Source organism: Bacillus pretiosus, from assembly GCF_052947655.1.
Genome location: NZ_CM129593.1, coordinates 4,947,953 through 4,968,793 on the forward strand (window position 1 = coordinate 4,947,953; position 20,841 = coordinate 4,968,793).

Genomic DNA, 20,841 nt, shown 5'->3' on the forward strand with positions numbered 1-20,841 from the left:
TTTTTTATTTACTTATTAAAGTGTTGTAAAATTGCTTCTACAATGCGCTCTGATGCACGGCCATCACCGTAAGGATTAGATGCTTTTGACATCTTATCATGAGCTTCTTTATCTGATAACAACTCATCAGCAAGACCAAAGATTGTCTCTTCGTCTGTTCCTGCTAATTTCAATGTACCTGCTTCAATACCTTCTGGGCGCTCTGTTGTATCACGAAGAACAAGAACCGGTACACCAAGTGACGGCGCTTCCTCTTGTACACCACCAGAATCAGTTAACATTAAGTATGAACGAGCTGCAACATTGTGGAAATCAATTACATCTAGCGGCTCAATTAAATGAATTCGGCTATGATCGCCTAAAATATCATTCGCTGTCTCACGAACAACTGGGTTCATATGAACCGGATACACAACTTGTACGTCTTCATGCTTATCAACAAGACGTTTAATTGCACGGAACATATTACGCATTGGCTCTCCTAAGTTTTCACGGCGGTGAGCTGTCATAAGTACAAGACGATCGTTTCCAAGTGTCTCTAGTACAGGATGACTATATGTTTCTTTTACAGTCGTTTTTAGTGCGTCAATCGCTGTATTCCCTGTTATGAAAATGCGTGACTCATCTTTATTTTCTTTCTGTAAGTTCGTTGCTGATTTTGTTGTAGGTGAGAAATGAAGATCTGCCATGACGCCTGTTAATTGGCGATTCATCTCTTCTGGGTATGGAGAATATTTATCCCATGTACGAAGTCCTGCTTCAACATGCCCTACTGGAATTTGATTGTAGAAAGCAGCTAAACTCGCAATAAATGTTGTCGTTGTATCACCATGTACAAGTACAATATCCGGCTTTGCTTCTTTCATTACTTTATCCAAACCTTCTAAACCACGCGTTGTAATATCAATTAAAGTTTGGCGGTCTTTCATAATATTCAAATCGAAATCTGGCGTAATTCCAAAGATACTTAATACTTGGTCTAACATTTGACGATGTTGCGCTGTTACAGTCACAATCGACTCAATTTTTTCTGGATGTTTTTGCAACTCTAACACAAGAGGTGCCATTTTAATTGCTTCTGGACGTGTCCCGAAAATTGTCATTACTTTTAAACGTTCAGTCATTTCATTGCCTCTTTTCTTTCACTAGTTACAACTTCTATTATGACATATAAGAATATACATGAATACATGCCTTTTTAACGAATAACGGAAAATTCCCTCTTACAAATACTTTCTCTTCCAACCGAATAATAATCTATCTCTTGCTTCTTGACATCCTCAATAGTATAACAATTTCTTCCATCTAATAAAATAGGTTCTCTCATAAGTTGTGCGTACCTTTCTAACGGATAAGCTCGGATAGCCTCCCATTCTGTCATGATAAAAGCCGCACTCGCTCCTCTAATCGATTCATCTATACATTCGCTATATTGTATAGTCTCTCCAAAGATATTTTTCATATTTGGAATCGCTTTTGGGTCATATAGAACTACATCCGCACCTATATGAATTAATTCTTGTATCATAATAAGGGACGGTGCGTCTCTTATATCATCAGTATTCGGTTTAAATGCCGCTCCCAGCACCGCAATCCGCTTCTTGTTCATATTTAATACTTTCTTCGCTTTCTCAATCAATAACAACTGTTGTTTATTATTCACTTCAATGACTGCTTTTAACAAGCGAAAATCATGCGCCACATTCCCTGCAATTTGCACAAGGGCTTTCGTATCTTTCGGAAAACACGAACCCCCATAACCAATGCCAGCATTTAAAAAAGACGCCCCAATTCTCTTATCCATTCCCATCCCTTGTGCAACGTCTAATACATTGGCTCCTACCTTCTCACATATATTTGAAATTTCATTGATAAAACTAATTTTTGTCGCTAAAAAAGCATTCGATGCATATTTAATCATCTCTGCACTTTTTATATTTGTAACATACGTTTTTAAGCGTAATTCACTATACAAATTCTCCACTTTTCGTGCCGCTTCCTCATTATCTGCTCCAATTACAATACGATCTCCCTGAAAAAAATCGTAAATCCCTGAACCTTCCCGTAAAAATTCAGGATTCGATACGATATGTAATTCATATCTATTTTGTAATTTCTCCTCAATCCATCCCCTCATAACATCATTTGTACCTACAGGAACCGTACTTTTCGTAACGACAATAATGTCATTCGTCGCATATGTTCCAATATCGTCACAAGCACTTCGAATATATGTTAAATCCGCTGTCCCATCTAATAAAGATGGCGTTCCAACTGCAATAAATATAAATTCTGCATCGTAAAATGCTTTTACTCTATTTGTTGTAAAAGTTAAACAGTCATTCTCACATGCATCATTTATTAATTCATATAAACCCGCTTCATAAATAGGCAGATCTCCTTGCTTTATCCGTTCAATTTTCTCATCATTTATATCAAAACATGTGACTGAATGGCCTAACATTGCCAATCCTACTCCTGTAATTAATCCAACGTATCCGGTACCTATTATCGTAATTTTCATTTCCTTTTCGCACAGGAATATACAATAGAAAATATACGAATACATAGAATTCTCCCTGTGCTTCCCCCTCTCACATTAAAAATGAGAAAACTCTTTTACTTCTTTATTATATGAATTACTTTTTCCATTCTTTTTTAAGTTTTTGTAAAATTACATGTAAGAATATAAAATGAAACTTTATTCAGTAAGGGGCATCCATCCCCGGCTAATTATTAGTTAAACCAATCAGGCTTTTACAGGAATTAAGATCCCCACCTAACTTCTTTTCTCCAACTGAATTTTGAGGTGCGAACCTTACTGCCCGTTCATGCGGATAAATTCCCACATTTTAACACGGAACTTACTCATTTCTAGGTGTAACACTTATAATACTGAAATAAAAATATTCATTATCGAAAAAAGAGAAAATGTCATATTCTAAAGTCCAATACAATTAACCTTCTCAAATGATTCAACATTCTGTATACAATTGTCATATATTCTATCCGCTTCCATTTACCACACAAAGAAAAAAAGATTGAATTCTAATCTTTTTGTGATACCATATGTTATGAGCCTGTAAATAAACATCATAATTTTCAGATAAATATATTAAAAAAAATTACGTTAGACTATAAAAGGGTGGGGTATTAATGGACTCACAAGTGATTTATGCCATCTTGGCATCTTTCATCACTGTACTCGTCGTTACTCCTTTAGTTATTAAGTTAGCTTTTAAAATAGGAGCAACAGATAAGCCAAACGCTCGTAAAGTACACCAAAAGATTATGCCTCGTCTTGGCGGGTTAGCGATATTTATTGGTGTAGCTGTAGGATTTGTTGTCGGCGGCTTATACGAACAAAGAATGTTATCGATAACGCTAGGTGCGATTATCATTGTAATCATCGGTATTTTAGATGATATGTACGAGTTATCTGCGAAGGTAAAATTCGGTGGACAACTACTAGTTGCCATGATGATTGTAAAAAGTGGATTATTAGTGCAAGTATTATATATCCCAATCCTCGGGGATACTGAACTTGGATGGCTTGCTTATCCAATTACAGTATTTTGGATTGTAGGTATTACAAATGCAATCAACTTAATTGATGGCTTAGATGGGTTATCTGCTGGTATTTCATCTATCGTACTTGCAACGCTAGCATATATGGCCTTCACTAGCCCATGGGGCACTGGAGCCGCTATTATCTTACCACTAGCATTAATTACATTAGCAAGTACAATTGGATTTTTATTCTACAACTTCCATCCAGCAAAAATTTTCATGGGAGATACAGGCGCACTATTTTTAGGATACTGTATTTCTGTTATATCGTTACTTGGATTATACAAAAGTGTAACGTTATTCAGCTTTATCGTTCCAGTTATCATTTTAGGCGTACCTGTATTTGATACGACATTTGCAATTATCCGTCGTATCGTAAATAAAAAACCTATTTCAGCACCAGATAAATCGCATTTACATCACCGTTTACTTGCAATGGGCTTCTCTCATCGTAAAACGGTACTAATTATATACGCATTCGGTATTTTCTTTAGTGTAAATGCAATCATTTTCTCTAGTGCGACATTATGGTTATCCATTATTCTTCTTTTCGTTTTAATCTTCTTTACAGAAATCATTGCTGAAGTAATTGGGCTTGTACATGAACGTTACAAACCACTTATTTCCTTTTATAAAAAAGTGAAAAAACGCGAAGACTAATTGTAGTATAGCCTTTACAATTATGAAATATTCAAATAGCATCCTCTTTCTTATAAGAGGATGCTATTTTTTATTCATCATTTTATATTTCCAAAATATAGATTGTTTGAGAGCTCCACTATTGGAGAAAGATATACATAATAAGAAAAGGATTATATTTTCTTTTTTACATCTTGATTGTCAAACTGAGGGTGAATGTTATGATCAAGCGAGTATTTCAATACGTTATTTTATTTTTAACAATTACTATGTACGCGTCATCTCATGCAGGAGCAACTACAATGACCCCTGCTGAACATCATCCAAATACTGAAACTACCTCTCCTACAAAAAAAATCGCGTACTTAACATTTGATGACGGACCAAACAAATATACTACGCAAATTTTAAACATCTTAAAGGAAAAGAACGGAAAAGCAACTTTCTTTGTTATTGGTGGAAAAGTACCACATTATAAAAAAACAATGCAACGATTGATTCAAGAGGGGCATTATATCGGACTTCACAGTATGTCACACGATGTAAAACGCCTTTACACTGGTGATCCATCCGCTTTAATTACAGAAATGGAACAAACACAAAATATTGTTCAGCAAGTTACAAAATTAAATTCACATCTCGTTCGTGTCCCGTATGGTAGCATGCCTTACTTAAAAAAGAATTACCGTGATGCACTTGTATCCGCCCAGTATAAAATGTGGGATTGGACAATCGATACATATGACTGGAAAAGCTATGACAATCCTTCTGCCATACTAGAAAGAGTACGTAATCAGAGCGATGAACAAGTCGAAGTGATTTTAATGCATGATTCGAGTGTAACCGTACAAATACTGCCTAAAGTAATTGATTACTTACAGTCACAAGGATACAAACTTCTTCCCTATAATCCATCTTCTCACCTCGAAGTGAACTTTTGGAAAGACACAAGATTGTAACAGCTTTAGTGCCTATTTGCTAAAGCTGTTTTATTTTTCTCTTCCCACCCTTCCCATTTTTGTGTAAAATTTTAAATAGTGATGAAGTTTCGAGGTGAATAGAAATGAAACGAATAGATCTCATTTTTAACGCAATACAAGAAGGCAATTATATAGAAGGTGTAACCGCATCAGAACTCGCTACCCTGTTGCAACTAGATCGTGCCAATGTAAGTAGCGACTTAAACAAACTTGTAAAAGATAAACGTTTATTAAAAACAAATACGCGTCCTGTTCGTTTTTATATAGAAACGAACGCTTCGTTGGAAACGCATTCAAAGGAAATGACTTCATTAGATACATTTGCAATTGAAAATACAAGCCTTAAAATCGCAATCGAAAAAGCGAAAGCTTCTATTCTCTATCCTCCAAACGGTATGCATACTTTACTGCTAGGAGAAACAGGGGTCGGAAAATCTATGTTCGCTTCTTTAATGCACGAATATGCAATTGAAGTTGAACAGCTTCCTAAAAATGCACCATTTATCGTCTTTAACTGTGCCGATTACGCAAATAATCCACAGCTACTACTGGGGCAGTTATTTGGGATTAAAAAAGGAGCTTATACAGGGGCAAGTGATCAAAAAGGGTTAATTGAAAAAGCACATGAAGGAATCCTTTTCTTAGATGAAGTACATCGCCTTCCTCCAGAGGGACAAGAAATGCTTTTCACCTTTATTGACCGCGGGGTATACCGCCGCCTTGGAGAAACAGAAAACGAGCGTAAAGCACAAGTATTAATCATTACTGCAACAACAGAAGAACCAAATTCATTTTTATTAAAAACATTTACAAGACGTATACCAATGACTGTTACGCTGCCACCACTTCGTGAGCGTACACATAAAGAACGATTTGCTTTACTGCAACTATTTTTCACAAATGAAGCAATCCGTCTGCGAAAAGAAATTCACGTTAGTCCGAATGCAATGCGCGCTTTCGTCTTTTACAATTGCCCCAATAACATCGGGCAATTAAAAACGGATGTACAAATTGCCTGTGCGAAAGCCTATTCTGACCTTGTGACAAAGAAACGTGATTCTGTCTATGTTTCAAGTACAGATTTACCTTGGTATATGAAAGAAGGGCTATTCATTGAAAGAAAGAGCCGTCATCTATACCAAATTCCAAATGAAACATTTATATTTACAGGTGATGAAGGTTGGAGTAATCATAAAATAGAGAATGAAAAACGTTCTTCTATTTACGATTATATTGATTATAAATACGAAGAACTTCAAGCTCGCGGTATTGAAGAAGACGAATTAGAATTACTAATAGAAAATGATATTCAAAGCTTTTTCGTACAATATTTTAACCAAATTTCTAAAAAAACAAGTCATGAAAATGTTTTTAAAATTGTGGATCGTAATATCGTTTCCGTATGTGAAAGAATTGCGGAACTTGCTGAAAAGCATTTATCTAAGACGTTTGATGAAAAAGTATTTCTCGCTTTAAGCTTACATGTACAGACAACTCTACAACGTTTGCAAGCTGGGAAACAAATTCATCACCCACAATTAAATCAAATTCGTACGAAATATAAAGACGCTTTTTCCGTAGCTATGCAATGCATTCAACTACTGGAGGATGAATTACAAATAACAATACCTATTGATGAAGCAGGCTTTTTAACAATGTTCTTCGTTGTTGATCCAATTCCTGCCTCACAAACAGAAGTAAAAGTATTAATATTAGCGCACGGCAACGGCATCGCAACAGAAATGGCAAACGTCGCAAACGAACTGCTTGGCATTGAGGAAGTAACCGGTATCGATATGCCGTTACATGAATCGCCGAAAGATTTCTTAGAGCGTGTGAAAGTGTATATGAAAACACTCCAAAATGTAAATGGACTTCTCTTACTCGTCGATATGGGCTCACTCGCTTACATTGGTGATATATTAGAAACTGAGTTCAAAATTCCGGTACGTGTTCTTTCCATGACAAGCACTCCACATGCACTAGAAGCAGCTCGAAAAGCTCAACTTGGCTACTCGTTAGATGCATTGTATGAGACAGTGAAGAACTTAACACCGTTTTACTTAAACGTACAAGAAGAAAAGAAAAAGCCACTATCACCAATGAAGTCTGTTATTTTAACAGCTTGTTTAACTGGGGAAGGCAGTGCTTTAGCTATTCAAAAAATGTTAGAGAACTATTTGCGATTTGACAAAGACTTAATTGAAATTATTCCGATTAGTATCGTCCATGAAAAAGATTTAACGAAAATGATTGAGAATATAAAAAAAGAGCGGAATATCATTTGTATCGTCACAAATTTCGATGTGCAGGTGCCATGCTTAACATACCATTTCCAAGACATTGTAAACTACACAGCGATTCAGCCAATTCAAGAATTAATTACGTATGAAGAAACATATGCAAAAATGGCTGATATTCTGGAACAACAAATGCAGCGGAACGACGGAGCATTACTTATTAAAACAATTCGTTACGCATTAAATACAATTCAAGAATTAATTTCCTTACAGCTAACTCCTGACAGCTTAATGGGTGTGATTCTGCATATGAGCTGTATGGTTGACCGTCTTCAAAAAGGAGAAAGCCTCCTCCCTCATCCAGATAAAGAGAAACGAAGACAAGATGAGTATTGGATGTATATGAAAGTGAAAAAAGCATTACAACCAATTGAAAATACATTTGAAATACAAATACCTGATGATGAAGTGTTTTATATCATGGACTTCTTCATTAAAAATCAGCCTGTAAAAAATTAATCGAAGCAGTGTTTTAAATATATCGACCGTAACGCGAATTATATTAGCGATTTTCACAATATATCGATTTACCGACAATAACCACTAAAATTTGTACCTTATAGAAAAAAGGCTGTTCCAAAATGGACAGCCTTTTTTCTACTTCTTTACTTTTCTGATTCTCCCCCTGATTTCGCCCTTCTTATTCGACTTCGTATAAACATTTACATATACATTTGCCTGAATGATTTCTTGAAGTAGGCTATCAAACGCTCTCCCCTGTAAAGGCCCTTCAAAATCCTCCACATTGACTACACCGGTCACGACTCCTTCATTTACACTAATACCTTGCTTTATTGGACCAAACAAATTTAAAACCACTGGACCTATTTGATCCGCTTTTCCTAAATGAATTTGGCATGATTTAACTTTTTCGATGTTTTTCAATATGATCCGATATTGTAATTTCTTTAAATCATCACTAAATATAAACTCTGTTACACCATAAGCTTCTGTATTTACAGGAGGTAGTTCCCTCTTCCCTGTTAACCTCGCAAAGAAATGTGTTGTCATACAGGCATTCTCCTTATATAAATTTCCCAGCACTACTTCTACTACTTTATGGTTTATACATAATCATTTATGACTTTTTCAAGTTTTAATTACGAAGAAAAGATTCACATAATCTTTACATTAGAATCGTTCCTTTTTCTTTACTATCTCTTGTATAATGCACGTAGGAAAGCATTATAGGAGGTAGTTTTGAAAAATAACAAATATACTTTTCACACATTATTAGAGATTTTTCTCGTCTCATTTAAATTAGGACTTACTTCATTTGGTGGTCCTGTCGCCCATCTTGGCTATTTCCACCACGAATACATACAAAAAAGAAAATGGATGGATGAACGAAGCTATGGAGATTTAGTAGCACTATGTCAATTCCTTCCTGGTCCTGCTAGCAGTCAAGTCGGTATGGGGGCTGGATTATTAAGAGGTGGATTATTAGGAGCTATTATTTCATGGATTGGATTCACTTTACCATCTGTGCTTGTTTTAGTTTTCTTCGCCTCATTCCTTAATCAATTCGACCTTGGAAGTGCTGGCTGGATTCATGGACTAAAACTTGTAGCAGTCGCAATTGTTGCTCATGCCATATGGGGAATGGCGCAAAAATTAACGCCAGACCGAAATCGTGCGACGATTGCTATTGTAACTGCCGCAATCGCCTTATTATGGCCAAGTAGCTGGACACAAGTCATTCTCATTATAGTATCTGGCTTTATCGGCTGGTTTTTATATCGCAACCAACCAATTAGTCAATCTCAAAATATAAAAGTACCTATTTCAAAAACGATAGCAGTTTCTTGTCTCATCTTATTCTTCGGACTATTACTGTTGCTACCAATATTAAGACCGTTCTCATATTACATCGCTTTATTTGATAGTTTCTATCGCTCTGGCGCACTTGTATTTGGAGGCGGACACGTCGTGCTACCCCTTCTTGAAGGTGAGTTCGTACAAAACGGAATGATGACGAAAGAACAGTTCCTAGCTGGATACGGATTAACACAAGCCGTACCAGGTCCACTATTTACATTCGCTTCTTATATAGGAGCTGTGTTAAACGGGACGCTTGGGGCAATACTCGCAACAATTGCAATCTTTCTTCCTGCTTTCTTGCTCGTTATTGGTGTTTTACCATTTTGGGACAGTGTGAGAAAAATATCTTACATACAAGGCGCACTACTTGGAATCAATGCAGCTGTTGTCGGTATTTTATTAGCAGCTTTTTATGATCCTATTTGGACGAGCACAATTATGAACGCTGTAGATTTTGTTTTTGCATCTCTTCTATTTTGCTTGCTCGCTTTTTGGAAAACACCACCTTGGGTTATCGTTATACTCGGAGCCTTTGGCGGATATATCCTATCGATTTTGTAAATAAAAAAACGACGGCATTATGTAGCCGTCGTTTTTCTATTAAAACTTCACAAGTTCTATTCCTTCAGGCAACTCGCTCTCTGTTAAAATACGCAATTCTTTCACACGATCCATTACGTAAGAAGAACGCTTCACAAGCTCTGGATCAATATACGCTGGATGAACCATAATTTCTACCGTTTGTTCACCTTGTACTCTTTCTTTTAACTTCACAAAGTAATCTTCCGTCACACCATCCGCGTAAAAGTCACTGTAAAACACGTCAGAAAACGGGCGTACTGCTCGCTCTTCCTCACAACGACGAATTGGAACATTATATGTAGCCGCTAATCTCTCAAGAACATCGTGCAAGATCGGTAATCCATGCACGTGATGATGACTATCTAAGTGAGTTGGTTTTAATCCGTAAGATAGAAATTTCTCAATTTGAGCAGTCCATTCTCTCTCAACTTCTTCTGCATTTAGCTTCCCTTCCCATACGACGCTTTGTTTATGAAACAATCCATCGCTATTTACAAGTGATGGTACGTCTCCAAGAAGAGGTTCCCCTGCCGTTAATACGAGATGTACGCCTACTCCGAGTAGGTTATATTCTTTTGCTAAGCGTACCGCATGCTCTGTTCCTGGCATATTCATCATCATCGTCGTTGAATTTACAAGTCCATTTATATGTCCATCAATAATGCCGTAATTTGTACCTTCTGTAAGACCAAAATCATCTGCGTTTACAATTAACTTAATCATCGTAATACCTCCTAATAGAATAAAAAAAGCGGGCTAAATAGCGCCGCTTTATTTCTCTACCTTTTTGAAGAACTGCGGAAGATATTCTTTATGTGCTTCCAACATTTCATCTAAAATTTGTTTTGCAACTTTATCTGATGGTACAAGTGGATTAATTGTCATAGCAAGTAGCGCTTTATGATAATCTCCTGTAACAGCAGCTTCAATTGTTGTGCGCTCAAATGATTTAATTTGTTGTACTAAACCGCGAACTGGTACGGGAAGATCTCCGACCGCAATTGGTTTTGGACCTTCTTTCGTAATAATACAGTTCACTTCAACAGCAGAATCATGCGGTAAGCTTGCAATTGTTCCGTTGTTTCGTGTATTAACAGGCTGGATATCACCTTTATTATTGTAAATAGACGTAATTAAGCTACATGCTGCGTCACTATAATAAGCGCCGCCACGTTTTTCTAATTGTGGTGGTTTAATATCTAAGTTCGGGTCTTTATATAACTCGAATAAATCATCTTCTAATTGTTTTACTACTTCTGCACGTGTACCTTTTTCAACCGAAGCTTCTTTCTCTTCTTCTAACATTTCACGTGTTTTGTAGTAATAACGATGGTATGGACATGGAATTGCACGAAGACCGCGAATAAAGTCTGGCTCCCAGTTAAGTGCTGCAATATTTTCCATCGTAATTTGCTTTTCTGGATCTGTTACAAGTTCTAACACACGATCCATTACACTTACGCCATCTAAATATACATCTAGTCCGTATACCATATGATTTAAACCTGCAAAATCAACGTGGACACGACTTGCATCTACTTCAAGTAATCTTGCAAGACCCATACGGATTCCGATTGGAACGTTACATAGACCAACTACTCTTTGAATATTTGTATAACGAAGGACAGCTTCTGTTACCATACCAGCTGGGTTCGCAAAGTTAATTAACCATGCATTCGGACAAAGCTCCTCCATATCCTTACAAATATCTAAAATAACAGGAATCGTTCTCAATGCTTTGAATAAACCACCAGGACCATTCGTTTCCTGACCGATTACATCATATTTTAATGGGATTGCTTCATCTTTTGCACGAGCTTCTAATAAACCTACGCGAAGCTGCGTCGTTACGAAATCAGCATCTTTTAATGCTTCACGGCGATCAAGCGTTAAATGTACTTCAATTGGTAAACCTGATTTTTTTACCATACGTTTCGCTAAGTTACCAACGATTTCTAACTTTTCTTTTCCCGCCTCAATATCTACTAACCAAATTTCACGAACAGGAAGCTCATCATAACGTTTAATAAATCCTTCAATTAACTCTGGTGTATAACTAGATCCACCACCGATTGTAGCAATTTTAATTCCAGTCATGCTTTATTCCCCTTTCGCTTCTAATTTTTTATAAAGGTCAATAAATTCTGCCGCCAATTCTTTTACTGTAATCGCATTCATTAAATGATCTTGTGCATGAATTAAAAGAACACTAATCTCTGTTTTTTCTCCTCTTGCTTCTGATTGTATGAGCTCTGTTTGGAAATGATGCGCTTCATTAATCGCTTCTTTCGCCTTCACCATCGCTTCATCAGCCTCTGCCATTTTCCCCTGTTTGGCAAATTGAAGTGCCTCCATTGCAAAGCTTCGTGCATTACCACTATTTAAAATTAATTGGAATGGAATTTGTTCTGCCGTAGTCATCATAATTACCGCCCTCTCTATTATGGTTCAACCGATTGAAATACCCCTTCAGTTTGAACATTTCTATTACATTATTATTTTATGAATGATAGTTTGGTGTTCTTGTAGATGGATTTCATCTTTTTGAACATGATATAAAGGTAGTTGTTCTCACAGACAATCTTATCTGCGAGAACAACCTTTATGTTACATAGGTACAGAGTTGTTATTTCCTTGTGCTGCTGCTTTTTCAGTACGAACAACAGAACGATCGCATAATACAACAAATGGATAATAGATTACCATCGCAATTACAAAGTTGAATAACTGTAGGAGTGCACCTGAAAGATGTCCACCTGTTACAAGATAACCACTAATAATTGGTGGTGTTGCCCATGGAATCATCCCAACTGTTTTTGGTACCCAGCCAATAGATATAGCTGTATAAGAAGTAATTACTAATACAATTGGTGTTATGATAAACGGTAAGAATAAAATTGGATTTAAAATAATTGGTGTACCAAAGATTACTGGTTCGTTAATGTTAAATGCACCAGGACCAATTGATAAACGAGATACACTGCGTAATTGTGCACTTTTCGCTACAATTAACACAACTACTAAGAACGCTAATGTTGCACCAGAACCACCAAGATATACGAAAGTATCAAAGAATGGTTTTGTAACAATGTTTGGAACATCAAATGCAGATGTACCACCTTTGAATAACTTCATGTTTTCCTCTAATGCCGGTAAGTATAATGGCTCAATAATACCACCAACGATATTTGGACCATGTAAACCGAAGAACCAAAGAAGATGAACAAGGATTACAATGATAATTGCACTTGGTAATGTCCCTGCTAAACTTTGCAGTGGTGATTGAATCGTATTAAAGATAAATTCATGAACACTTGTACCAGCTAATTTCACTGCTAATTGAATACCTGCAACTACTGTTAAGATAACAAATGCTGGAACTATAGCTGCGAACGATCTTAAAACTGCTGGTGGTACTCCATCAGGCATTTTAAATGTAATGTTTCTTTGTACAAAGAAACGGAATACCTCAGTAACAAGGAGCGCCACAATAATTGCTACGAATAACCCTTGTGCACCTGTCCAAGCTAAGTTCAATCCGCCTTCTTTCGGTGTTGTTGGCGTAAGAATAATTAACGCACCAAATGAAATAATACCTGCTGACAAACCATCAACGCCGTAAGATTTTGCTAAGTTATAACTTGTTGTAAATGCTATGATTAGTGCTAGAATTGCGAAAGAACCAGTCCACATTCCACCGCCAACTTGTTTCCACGTTTCACCAAACAAACCTTTCATGAACTCTTGGAAAGCTTCAGACGGAAAACCATTAATTAGTGATGCCAATGCACCAACTAAGATAAGTGGCATAACTGCAATAAATCCGTCACGGATCGCAGCTAAGTGACGTTGCGATCCGATTTTACCAGCGACAGGAACAATATATTTCTCCATGAATGCAATAAACTTTTGCATTTCGCTTCCCCCCTAATTATTTTTTAAGTGTTAACGCGTGATCTAAAACTGCTTCTCCATTCATCATGCCGTAGTGCATTGGATTGATAACGTCGATTCCAACGTTTCTCTCATCAGCAAGCGTTTTCATTGAAGAAAGCATGTAACGAACTTGTGGTCCTAGTAATAATACATCTGCTTGATCGATATTTGTTTTTACTGCATCCCCAGATACAGCCCAGATCTTTCCTTCTAGACCGCGAGCTTTTGCAGCCGCTTCCATTTTTGTAACTAGTAAACTTGTAGACATCCCTGCTGAGCAACATAATAAAATATTCATTTGAAAATCCCCCTTGTGTAGTATAAAAAATTTATGTTTATTTATTTTTCTTTACGCTATTTATCAATGCAATTAGCGTGCCAACTTTTTAAAACCACTAAAATCAGCACTTTTTCGACTGTTTTCTTTGTGTGTTAACGCTTTCAATTAGTGTGTCACCTAAAAAACACACAGTGTGTTATAAAACAACACGCTTTTAACACATAACTGTATGAAAATAGATTAGTGTTTAGTTGTCTAGTTGTATTTAAAACAAAAAATACACTAAAAAAATTTTTTGCGCGTGAAAATCTAGTAAAAATAAACCTCTCTTCAATACACTCTTCTATCTATTGTCCAAGCCAACTCTACTAAATTACATAGAATAGAATAAAATAACACAATTCGAAAGGGGATTCCTATGCCAAAACATAGAAAACAGAACAAAATAAAGATTTATAGAATAACAAGCTATAAAAAAGACAAGCGCTCTGAATTAGACTCTGATAAATTTGAACTAGAACAACAGGAAATGGAAAATAAACAGGATAAGCAGAACAAACAAGAACAATCGGAAAATGTAATCATAGTACCCACAAATTCACACAGCTTAGATATATGGGATGAAATTTCTCTTAAAGAAATACAAGCTGGTGAGCATACAAATTTATTTGCAGAACAAAGTAATTATCAAAATATTACTTTGTTACAAGTAAGTGACGTCCGTTTATATTTGGACAAGCAATTACAATTTAGTTCCGTCGATGAGCAAATTTATCATGAAGCACTTGTTCATCCAATTATGTCAAAGGTAATTGATCCAAAACGTGTTCTTATATTAGGTGGTGGCGATGGTCTTGCTTTACGAGAAGTTTTAAAATATGAAACTGTGCTACATGTAGATCTTGTTGATTTAGACGAGGCAATGATTAATATGGCACGTAATGTTCCGGAAGTAGTTTCTTTAAATCAAAGTGCATTTTTTGATAGTCGTGTAAATGTACACGTATGCGATGCAAAAGAATTTCTAAATTCTTCTTCCTCTCTATACGATGTAATTATTATTGATTTTCCTGATCCAGCAACAGAAGTTTTAAGCACTTTATATACAAGCGAACTTTTTGCTCGGATAGCTACATTTTTAACAGAAGATGGAGCATTCGTCTGCCAATCTAATTCACCTGCTGATGCACCTCTTGTATATTGGAGCATCGGTAACACAATCGAACATGCTGGATTGACTGTGAAAAGTTATCATACAATCGTTCCTTCTTTCGGAACTGACTGGGGATTTCATATTGCTGCTAACTCTGCCTATGTACTCGATCAAATTGAACAATTATATGTTGTGCCAACTCCTCGAACATTACCTTCTCTTCTTGCTCCTTTGTTTCAATTTCAAGAAGAACATTTAGAACAACGTAATCTCGCTCTTTTAAACTCAGAATCAAACCTTATCCTACATCAATGTTACAAAAAAGAAATGGAGTTTTGACGATATTATAGTGAGGAGTGCTACTTTATGGAATACTCTACTTTCGGTAAGCATATAATAGTAGATTTATGGGGAGTGGACTTTTCTTTATTAGATGATGTTCACTTTTTAGAATATCATTTAGTTACTGCTGCTGATCGCTCTGGTGCCCATGTTTTAAACGTAAGTACAAAAGAATTCGATCCGCATGGCGTTACTGTTTTAGTTTTACTATCTGAAAGCCACCTTTCTATTCACACTTATCCAGAAAAAAACTTTGCAGCCATTGACTGTTATACGTGTGGTACGACCGTTGAACCGCAAATAGCGATTGATTATATCGTAAGTATATTAAAACCAAATGAGATGCATATAAAAAAGCTAATCCGTGGTATAGGGGAGATTGTTACTACCGATTAAATATCACTCTTACTCATTTGTAAAAAGGAGGATTATAAATACCATCAGTGGAACGAACACTCCACTGATGGCACAGACACATACATAAAAAAACCTTGCATACGCAAGGTTCATTCCGATACTGACATCTTCCTATATAATTCTACAAATTCACTCGCTAATTCCTTCACCGTAATCGCATTCATTAAATGATCTTGCGCGTGCACCATCAGAAGGGTAACCTCGGTCTTTTCACCACCGGCTTCTTTCTGTATGAGCTCCGTTTGCACACGGTGCGCCTCTTTTAATTCCTCTAACGCTTCTTGTAATTTAGCTTCTGCTTCTATAAATTCTCCACGCTTTGCGCAATCAATTGCTTCCATTGAACAACTTCTCGCATTTCCCCCATGCAAAATTAAATGAAAAGCCTTCGTTTCTATCGTATCCATTTTAGTTCTTTACTCCCCCTTTTCTTCCGCCAACTTTTGTTTATCCCATATTTTTAAGAACGGTAAATAAATGAAGAATGCAAGCGCAAAATTAACAAGTTGTAACACAACACCTGAAATTTTCCCGCCTGATCCTAAATATCCACTAAAAAGAATAGGTGTCGTCCAAGGTACAGCAGCTCCGCTCGGACGGGCAACTAACCCCCATTCCATCGCAAAGTAAGAAACAATCGTTAACACAACTGGAACCAATATAAATGGAATTAGTAAAATTGGGTTCATGACAATCGGCATACCAAAAGTTACCATCTCATTAATATTAAATATACCAGGTGCAATTGACAATCTCCCTAAACTTTTTAATTGCTGACTTCGTGCAAACAATAACATTCCAATAACTAAAGCAAGTGTCGCACCAGATCCGCCCATATAAATCCATAAATCAAAAAACTGTGCAGTAATCGTATTTGGTATATCTTGCCCTGCTTGGTAAGCAACTCGGTTTTGATCCATTAACGACAACCAAACCGGACTCATTACACCACCAACAATAGTAGCTCCATGAATTCCACATGACCAAAGAACATGAACGAGAATAACAGCTATTATTGCGCCCCAAAGACTAGCACCAAGTACACTAAGTGGTTCCTGTAAAATTTGTCCCACAATATTATGGATACTGCCAAAAGAAGTATTTTCTATAATTAAGCGTAAAATCCAAATAACCGTTACAACAATAAATCCTGGAACAAGTGCGGCAAATGAACGTGTCACAGCTGGCGGAACTGTCTCTGGCATCTTTATAATTATCTTTTTTTGTACAATAAACCGATAAAGTTCAGTAGATATAAGTGCAATAATCATTGCTACAAATAACCCTTGGCTTCCCATTAATGCAGCTGGGATAGCACCTTCTACAAGTACACTCTCTTTTGTACTTGGTATAATATATGCAACTTGAAATGGCGTCGCAAGTAAAAACGTCACAAGCGACAATGCCCCGGATGCTAAAGCGTCCACTTTATAATATTCTCCAAGTCTGTAAGCGATTCCAAAAACAGCTATTAAAGCCATTATATTAAAAGTTGCACTAACTGGATACCCTAAAGCCCTCTGCCAATTCCCCCCAAACAAACCTGCCATAAAATCATTATAACCTGGTATTGGTAAAGCACTAATGATGAGGAAAAATGATCCTATAATTAAGAAAGGCATCGTCAATACAAGTCCATCACGAATCGCTAGCAAATGCCTCTGTTCTGCAACCTTCCCCGCTACTGGCATCACATATTTCTCTAAAAACCGTATCATCTATCCCACACTCCTCATGGTTTCATTAACAAAGCTGCTTGCAAGATAGCTTCTCCATTACAAAGCCCGTAATGGACGGATTGAATGACATCAACAGGTATTCCCTTCTCCTTACATAATTCTTTCATTTTCGGTAATAAATAACGTACTTGCGGTCCTAGTAAAAGTACATCAGCTTCATCTATGTGACTATTTACTTCAGAACCTGATACAGCCCAAATCCTTACCTCTATCCCTTTTGCCTCTGCTGCTTTCTCCATTTTTGTAACAATCAAACTGGAAGACATTCCCGCTGCACAGCAAAGTAAAATATTCATCCCTTTTCCCTCCCCCTTTTTCCAAACCTAAGTTACGGTGCATCCTTTGCCACCACTAGGTTACAAATATATATGTCTAGATTTCCTGCTGTATGCCGAGCTTAAAAACAAAAATTTCTCGGTTTTCACGCTATTCCATCTATCATTATTCTCCTAGTAAAGAGGACTCTAACTCGCTATAATAATTCAGTATGATTTTTTTAATTGATAGGAGGATATATTTATGAAGGCATATCGCTTTCCACTTATTTTATTATCTTCTATCCTAATTGGTGGTTTCATTGGTTATTTCATGGGTGCCGATGCAGTTGCTTTAAAGCCGCTTGGTGACATTTTCTTAAACTTAATGTTTACGATTGTTGTACCTTTAGTGTTCTTTAGCATCGCGTCATCTATTGCTAATATGGATGGATTAAAACGTTTCGGTAAAATTATGTCTAGTATGGCTGGGACTTTCTTATTTACAAGTATTTTAGCTGCTATTTTTATGATTATTGTCGTGAAAGTATTCCCGCCAGCACAAGGTGTTGTATTAGAACTAACACAACCTGACAAAGCTGAAAAAGCGGTTAGTGTTGCGGATCAAATTGTTGGTATTATAACAGTATCTGATTTCTCGAAGTTACTATCTCGTGAAAATATGTTAGCTCTTATTTTCTTCTCTATTTTAATGGGGGTTGCAACTTCAGCAGTTGGTGAAAAAGGAAAGCCATTCGCTACATTCTTACAAGCTGGTGCAGAAATTTCAATGAAAGTTGTATCTTTCATTATGTACTACGCTCCAATCGGACTTGCTGCTTACTTCGCGGCATTAGTTGGTGAATTCGGACCACAACTTCTTGGAACTTACTTCCGAGCAGCAATGGTATACTATCCAGCGTCTCTAATTTACTTCTTTGTATTCTTCACGTTCTATGCATACCTTGCGGGTCGCAAACAAGGTGTACAAATATTTTGGAAGAACATGGTCTCTCCTACAGTTACATCACTAGCAACTTGTAGTAGTGCTGCTAGTATTCCAGCGAACTTGGAAGCAACGAAGAAAATGGGTATCTCTTCTGACGTTCGTGAAACAGTTGTCCTTCTTGGATCTACACTTCATAAAGATGGATCTGTTTTAGGTGGTGTATTAAAAATTGCTTTCTTATTCGGTATTTTCAACATGGAATTCGAAGGACCGAAAACATTAGCAATTGCACTTGTTGTTTCTCTATTAGTAGGAACAGTAATGGGCGCTATTCCAGGTGGTGGTATGATTGGTGAAATGTTAATCGTTTCTCTATATGGCTTCCCGCCAGAAGCATTGCCAATTATCGCAGCAATTAGTACAATCATTGACCCTCCTGCAACAGTGTTAAACGTAACAGGAGATAACGCTTGTGCCGTAATGACAGCTCGCCTTGTAGAAGGTAAGAACTGGATCAAAAATAAATTTGCTTAATGAATAGAAAGAGGATGCTCCAACCGAGCATCCTCTTTTTTTGTTGCTAATCCATTCCGCCACAAATTTGTTATAATCTTCACAAATATTCCACACTCATTATCCATTCTCCGTACTATAATCATGTATGGAAAAGGAGATGGATCTAATGACTCAAAGCGCACCAGAATTTAAAGTTTTGCAAAGCATTGCATTCCTTGCTGTCGTTTTGCAAAGTTCCTTATTATATACAATGAATCAAGGAAATGTCTTACTTGAGCAATCCCTCATTATGGGCATGCTATTTAACCTTGCAAAATTCTCAGCACCTGCATTCATATTTATCGTCGGCTTTCACTTAATTCGGCAATATACGAAGCAACTGGCCTACACAGAATATATTTATGAAAAAGCCGCACATTTACTCATTCCTTATTTCTTCTGGTCTATTCTTTACTTATTAACAACAAACGATATGATTACACTACAAAGCGGAATCAAAAGTTTTTTACTCGGAACAGCCGCGCCCCATCTTTGGTACGTTATTATGATGTTCCAAATTCACTTATTGTTCCCTTTGCTATGCACACTATTTTATTGGTTTCAAAAACGAACAGAAAATAAAAAAGACATATATAAATATATGACCATCTTTGCTTGTCTATATTTCCTCTTAATGTGGTATTCTTCCCACTACATTTTTAATGGAGAGAAATTGACTAACTCAACCATTTTACATTATACAGATCGTTCCTTCTTCTTCTACTCATTCTATTTCGTCATGGGAGGAATCGCTGCTGTCGCACTAAAAGCGTGGCGTACATTTGTCATGAAACATATCCCGCTTATAACAATGCTATTTTTCGTCTTATTTCTATTCATCAATTATGAGTTATTTAGTTTTTACGGAGCAAACTCTATTCATTTAACCGTTTCGACTTATTTAAAACCGTCTATGTTTTTATATATCGTATGCGAAATTATTATACTTTACGTGCTGTCTATTACAATCGTACAACGACGAGGTTTCTTATATAAAGCTTTACGATTTATTGGGAGTTACACGTATGGTGCTTATTTAGCTCATTTTTTCTTCTTGCAACTATGTACAAAATTTCTTTCTTTATTCACACTGCAAGAAAACACAATATTATATAGCTTATTATTATTTACAATAACGGCCACAATCTCGATTTCAGCAATGGTCATTTGCAGTACACTACCATTTCATACATGGATTACAGGGCCTTCCCCTACGACAAATATGAAATGGGCTAAGATTGTACTTCGGAAAAATCACGAAAAAGTATTCAAACCATATCTTTGATATAATAGAATTCCATACAAGAAAAGAAAGTAGGACACA

19 protein-coding genes are annotated in these 20,841 nt (G+C 36.5%); 8 read left to right on the top strand and 11 right to left on the bottom strand.

Going from position 1 to position 20,841, the window contains the following annotated elements:
• Nucleotides 1–8: 8 nt before the first annotated feature.
• Both wecB and ACU8YW_RS25735 read right to left on the bottom strand, forming a co-directional pair.
• Nucleotides 9–1,124 carry a non-hydrolyzing UDP-N-acetylglucosamine 2-epimerase gene (gene wecB, locus ACU8YW_RS25730; RefSeq protein ID WP_088608297.1) on the bottom strand — a complete coding sequence of 372 codons (1,116 nt, stop codon included), beginning with the start codon at nt 1,122–1,124 and terminating at the stop codon, nt 9–11.
• A 74-nt stretch (nt 1,125–1,198) separates the two neighbouring features.
• Nucleotides 1,199–2,569, bottom strand: a complete 1,371-nt coding sequence (locus tag ACU8YW_RS25735; RefSeq protein ID WP_097889561.1) for a UDP-glucose dehydrogenase family protein — start codon at nt 2,567–2,569, stop codon at nt 1,199–1,201.
• A gap of 587 nt (nt 2,570–3,156) precedes the next feature.
• Here ACU8YW_RS25735 and tagO point away from each other — a divergent pair.
• From tagO to ACU8YW_RS25750, 3 genes are all read left to right on the top strand, one after another.
• Nucleotides 3,157–4,230: a UDP-N-acetylglucosamine--undecaprenyl-phosphate N-acetylglucosaminephosphotransferase TagO gene (tagO, locus tag ACU8YW_RS25740; RefSeq protein ID WP_000378314.1), complete on the top strand. Its 1,074-nt coding sequence runs from the start codon at nt 3,157–3,159 to the stop codon at nt 4,228–4,230.
• Nucleotides 4,231–4,430: 200 nt separating this feature from the next.
• The gene (locus ACU8YW_RS25745) at nt 4,431–5,168 is read left to right on the top strand and encodes a polysaccharide deacetylase family protein (protein ID WP_088064806.1); all 738 of its coding nucleotides are present in this window, start codon (nt 4,431–4,433) and stop codon (nt 5,166–5,168) included.
• Nucleotides 5,169–5,272: 104 nt separating this feature from the next.
• Nucleotides 5,273–7,948: a sigma-54-dependent transcriptional regulator gene (locus ACU8YW_RS25750; protein WP_097907153.1), complete on the top strand. Its 2,676-nt coding sequence runs from the start codon at nt 5,273–5,275 to the stop codon at nt 7,946–7,948.
• 138 nt (nt 7,949–8,086) lie between these two features.
• On the opposite strand, the gene exsM is transcribed toward ACU8YW_RS25750, so the two are convergent.
• Nucleotides 8,087–8,500 (bottom strand): exosporium regulatory protein ExsM, encoded by a 414-nt coding sequence (exsM, locus tag ACU8YW_RS25755; RefSeq protein WP_426934171.1) that lies wholly within the window; start codon nt 8,498–8,500, stop codon nt 8,087–8,089.
• 189 nt (nt 8,501–8,689) lie between these two features.
• On the opposite strand from exsM, the gene ACU8YW_RS25760 reads away from it, so the two are divergent.
• The gene (locus ACU8YW_RS25760; protein WP_426934170.1) at nt 8,690–9,871 is read left to right on the top strand and encodes a chromate transporter; all 1,182 of its coding nucleotides are present in this window, start codon (nt 8,690–8,692) and stop codon (nt 9,869–9,871) included.
• 39 nt (nt 9,872–9,910) lie between these two features.
• Here ACU8YW_RS25760 and chbG read toward each other — a convergent pair whose 3' ends face one another.
• From chbG to ACU8YW_RS25785, 5 genes are all read right to left on the bottom strand, one after another.
• Nucleotides 9,911–10,615 carry a chitin disaccharide deacetylase gene (chbG, locus tag ACU8YW_RS25765; RefSeq protein ID WP_087983957.1) on the bottom strand — a complete coding sequence of 235 codons (705 nt, stop codon included), beginning with the start codon at nt 10,613–10,615 and terminating at the stop codon, nt 9,911–9,913.
• Nucleotides 10,616–10,663: 48 nt separating this feature from the next.
• Nucleotides 10,664–11,989: a 6-phospho-beta-glucosidase gene (celF, locus tag ACU8YW_RS25770; protein WP_000145757.1), complete on the bottom strand. Its 1,326-nt coding sequence runs from the start codon at nt 11,987–11,989 to the stop codon at nt 10,664–10,666.
• Between the two features lie 3 nt (nt 11,990–11,992).
• On the bottom strand, nt 11,993–12,316 hold the full coding sequence (locus ACU8YW_RS25775) for a PTS lactose/cellobiose transporter subunit IIA (protein WP_000989050.1): 324 nt from the start codon (nt 12,314–12,316) through the stop codon (nt 11,993–11,995).
• A gap of 183 nt (nt 12,317–12,499) precedes the next feature.
• Entirely contained in the window at nt 12,500–13,807 is a 1,308-nt protein-coding gene (gene celB / locus ACU8YW_RS25780) for a PTS cellobiose transporter subunit IIC (RefSeq protein ID WP_088064810.1), read from the bottom strand.
• A 16-nt stretch (nt 13,808–13,823) separates the two neighbouring features.
• Nucleotides 13,824–14,126, bottom strand: coding sequence for a PTS sugar transporter subunit IIB (locus tag ACU8YW_RS25785; protein ID WP_001023569.1), 303 nt, complete (start codon nt 14,124–14,126; stop codon nt 13,824–13,826).
• A 400-nt stretch (nt 14,127–14,526) separates the two neighbouring features.
• On the opposite strand from ACU8YW_RS25785, the gene ACU8YW_RS25790 reads away from it, so the two are divergent.
• Together ACU8YW_RS25790 and speD are read left to right on the top strand one after the other, a co-directional pair.
• Nucleotides 14,527–15,600 (top strand): polyamine aminopropyltransferase, encoded by a 1,074-nt coding sequence (locus ACU8YW_RS25790; protein WP_426934169.1) that lies wholly within the window; start codon nt 14,527–14,529, stop codon nt 15,598–15,600.
• A 27-nt stretch (nt 15,601–15,627) separates the two neighbouring features.
• On the top strand, nt 15,628–15,999 hold the full coding sequence (gene speD, locus ACU8YW_RS25795; protein WP_088123753.1) for an adenosylmethionine decarboxylase: 372 nt from the start codon (nt 15,628–15,630) through the stop codon (nt 15,997–15,999).
• A gap of 110 nt (nt 16,000–16,109) precedes the next feature.
• On the opposite strand, the gene ACU8YW_RS25800 is transcribed toward speD, so the two are convergent.
• From ACU8YW_RS25800 to ACU8YW_RS25810, 3 genes are read right to left on the bottom strand one after another with little or no spacing between them, the layout of a single operon-like run.
• Nucleotides 16,110–16,427 carry a PTS lactose/cellobiose transporter subunit IIA gene (locus ACU8YW_RS25800; RefSeq protein ID WP_061679347.1) on the bottom strand — a complete coding sequence of 106 codons (318 nt, stop codon included), beginning with the start codon at nt 16,425–16,427 and terminating at the stop codon, nt 16,110–16,112.
• A 9-nt stretch (nt 16,428–16,436) separates the two neighbouring features.
• Entirely contained in the window at nt 16,437–17,738 is a 1,302-nt protein-coding gene (celB, locus tag ACU8YW_RS25805) for a PTS cellobiose transporter subunit IIC (protein WP_097907150.1), read from the bottom strand.
• Between the two features lie 14 nt (nt 17,739–17,752).
• The gene (locus ACU8YW_RS25810; RefSeq protein WP_098082121.1) at nt 17,753–18,055 is read right to left on the bottom strand and encodes a PTS sugar transporter subunit IIB; all 303 of its coding nucleotides are present in this window, start codon (nt 18,053–18,055) and stop codon (nt 17,753–17,755) included.
• A gap of 223 nt (nt 18,056–18,278) precedes the next feature.
• Here ACU8YW_RS25810 and ACU8YW_RS25815 point away from each other — a divergent pair, with 223 nt between their 5' ends.
• Nucleotides 18,279–19,496 carry a dicarboxylate/amino acid:cation symporter gene (locus ACU8YW_RS25815; protein WP_048542556.1) on the top strand — a complete coding sequence of 406 codons (1,218 nt, stop codon included), beginning with the start codon at nt 18,279–18,281 and terminating at the stop codon, nt 19,494–19,496.
• Between the two features lie 148 nt (nt 19,497–19,644).
• On the top strand, nt 19,645–20,802 hold the full coding sequence (locus ACU8YW_RS25820; RefSeq protein WP_199695972.1) for an acyltransferase: 1,158 nt from the start codon (nt 19,645–19,647) through the stop codon (nt 20,800–20,802).
• The last annotated feature ends 39 nt before the right edge of the window (nt 20,803–20,841 follow it).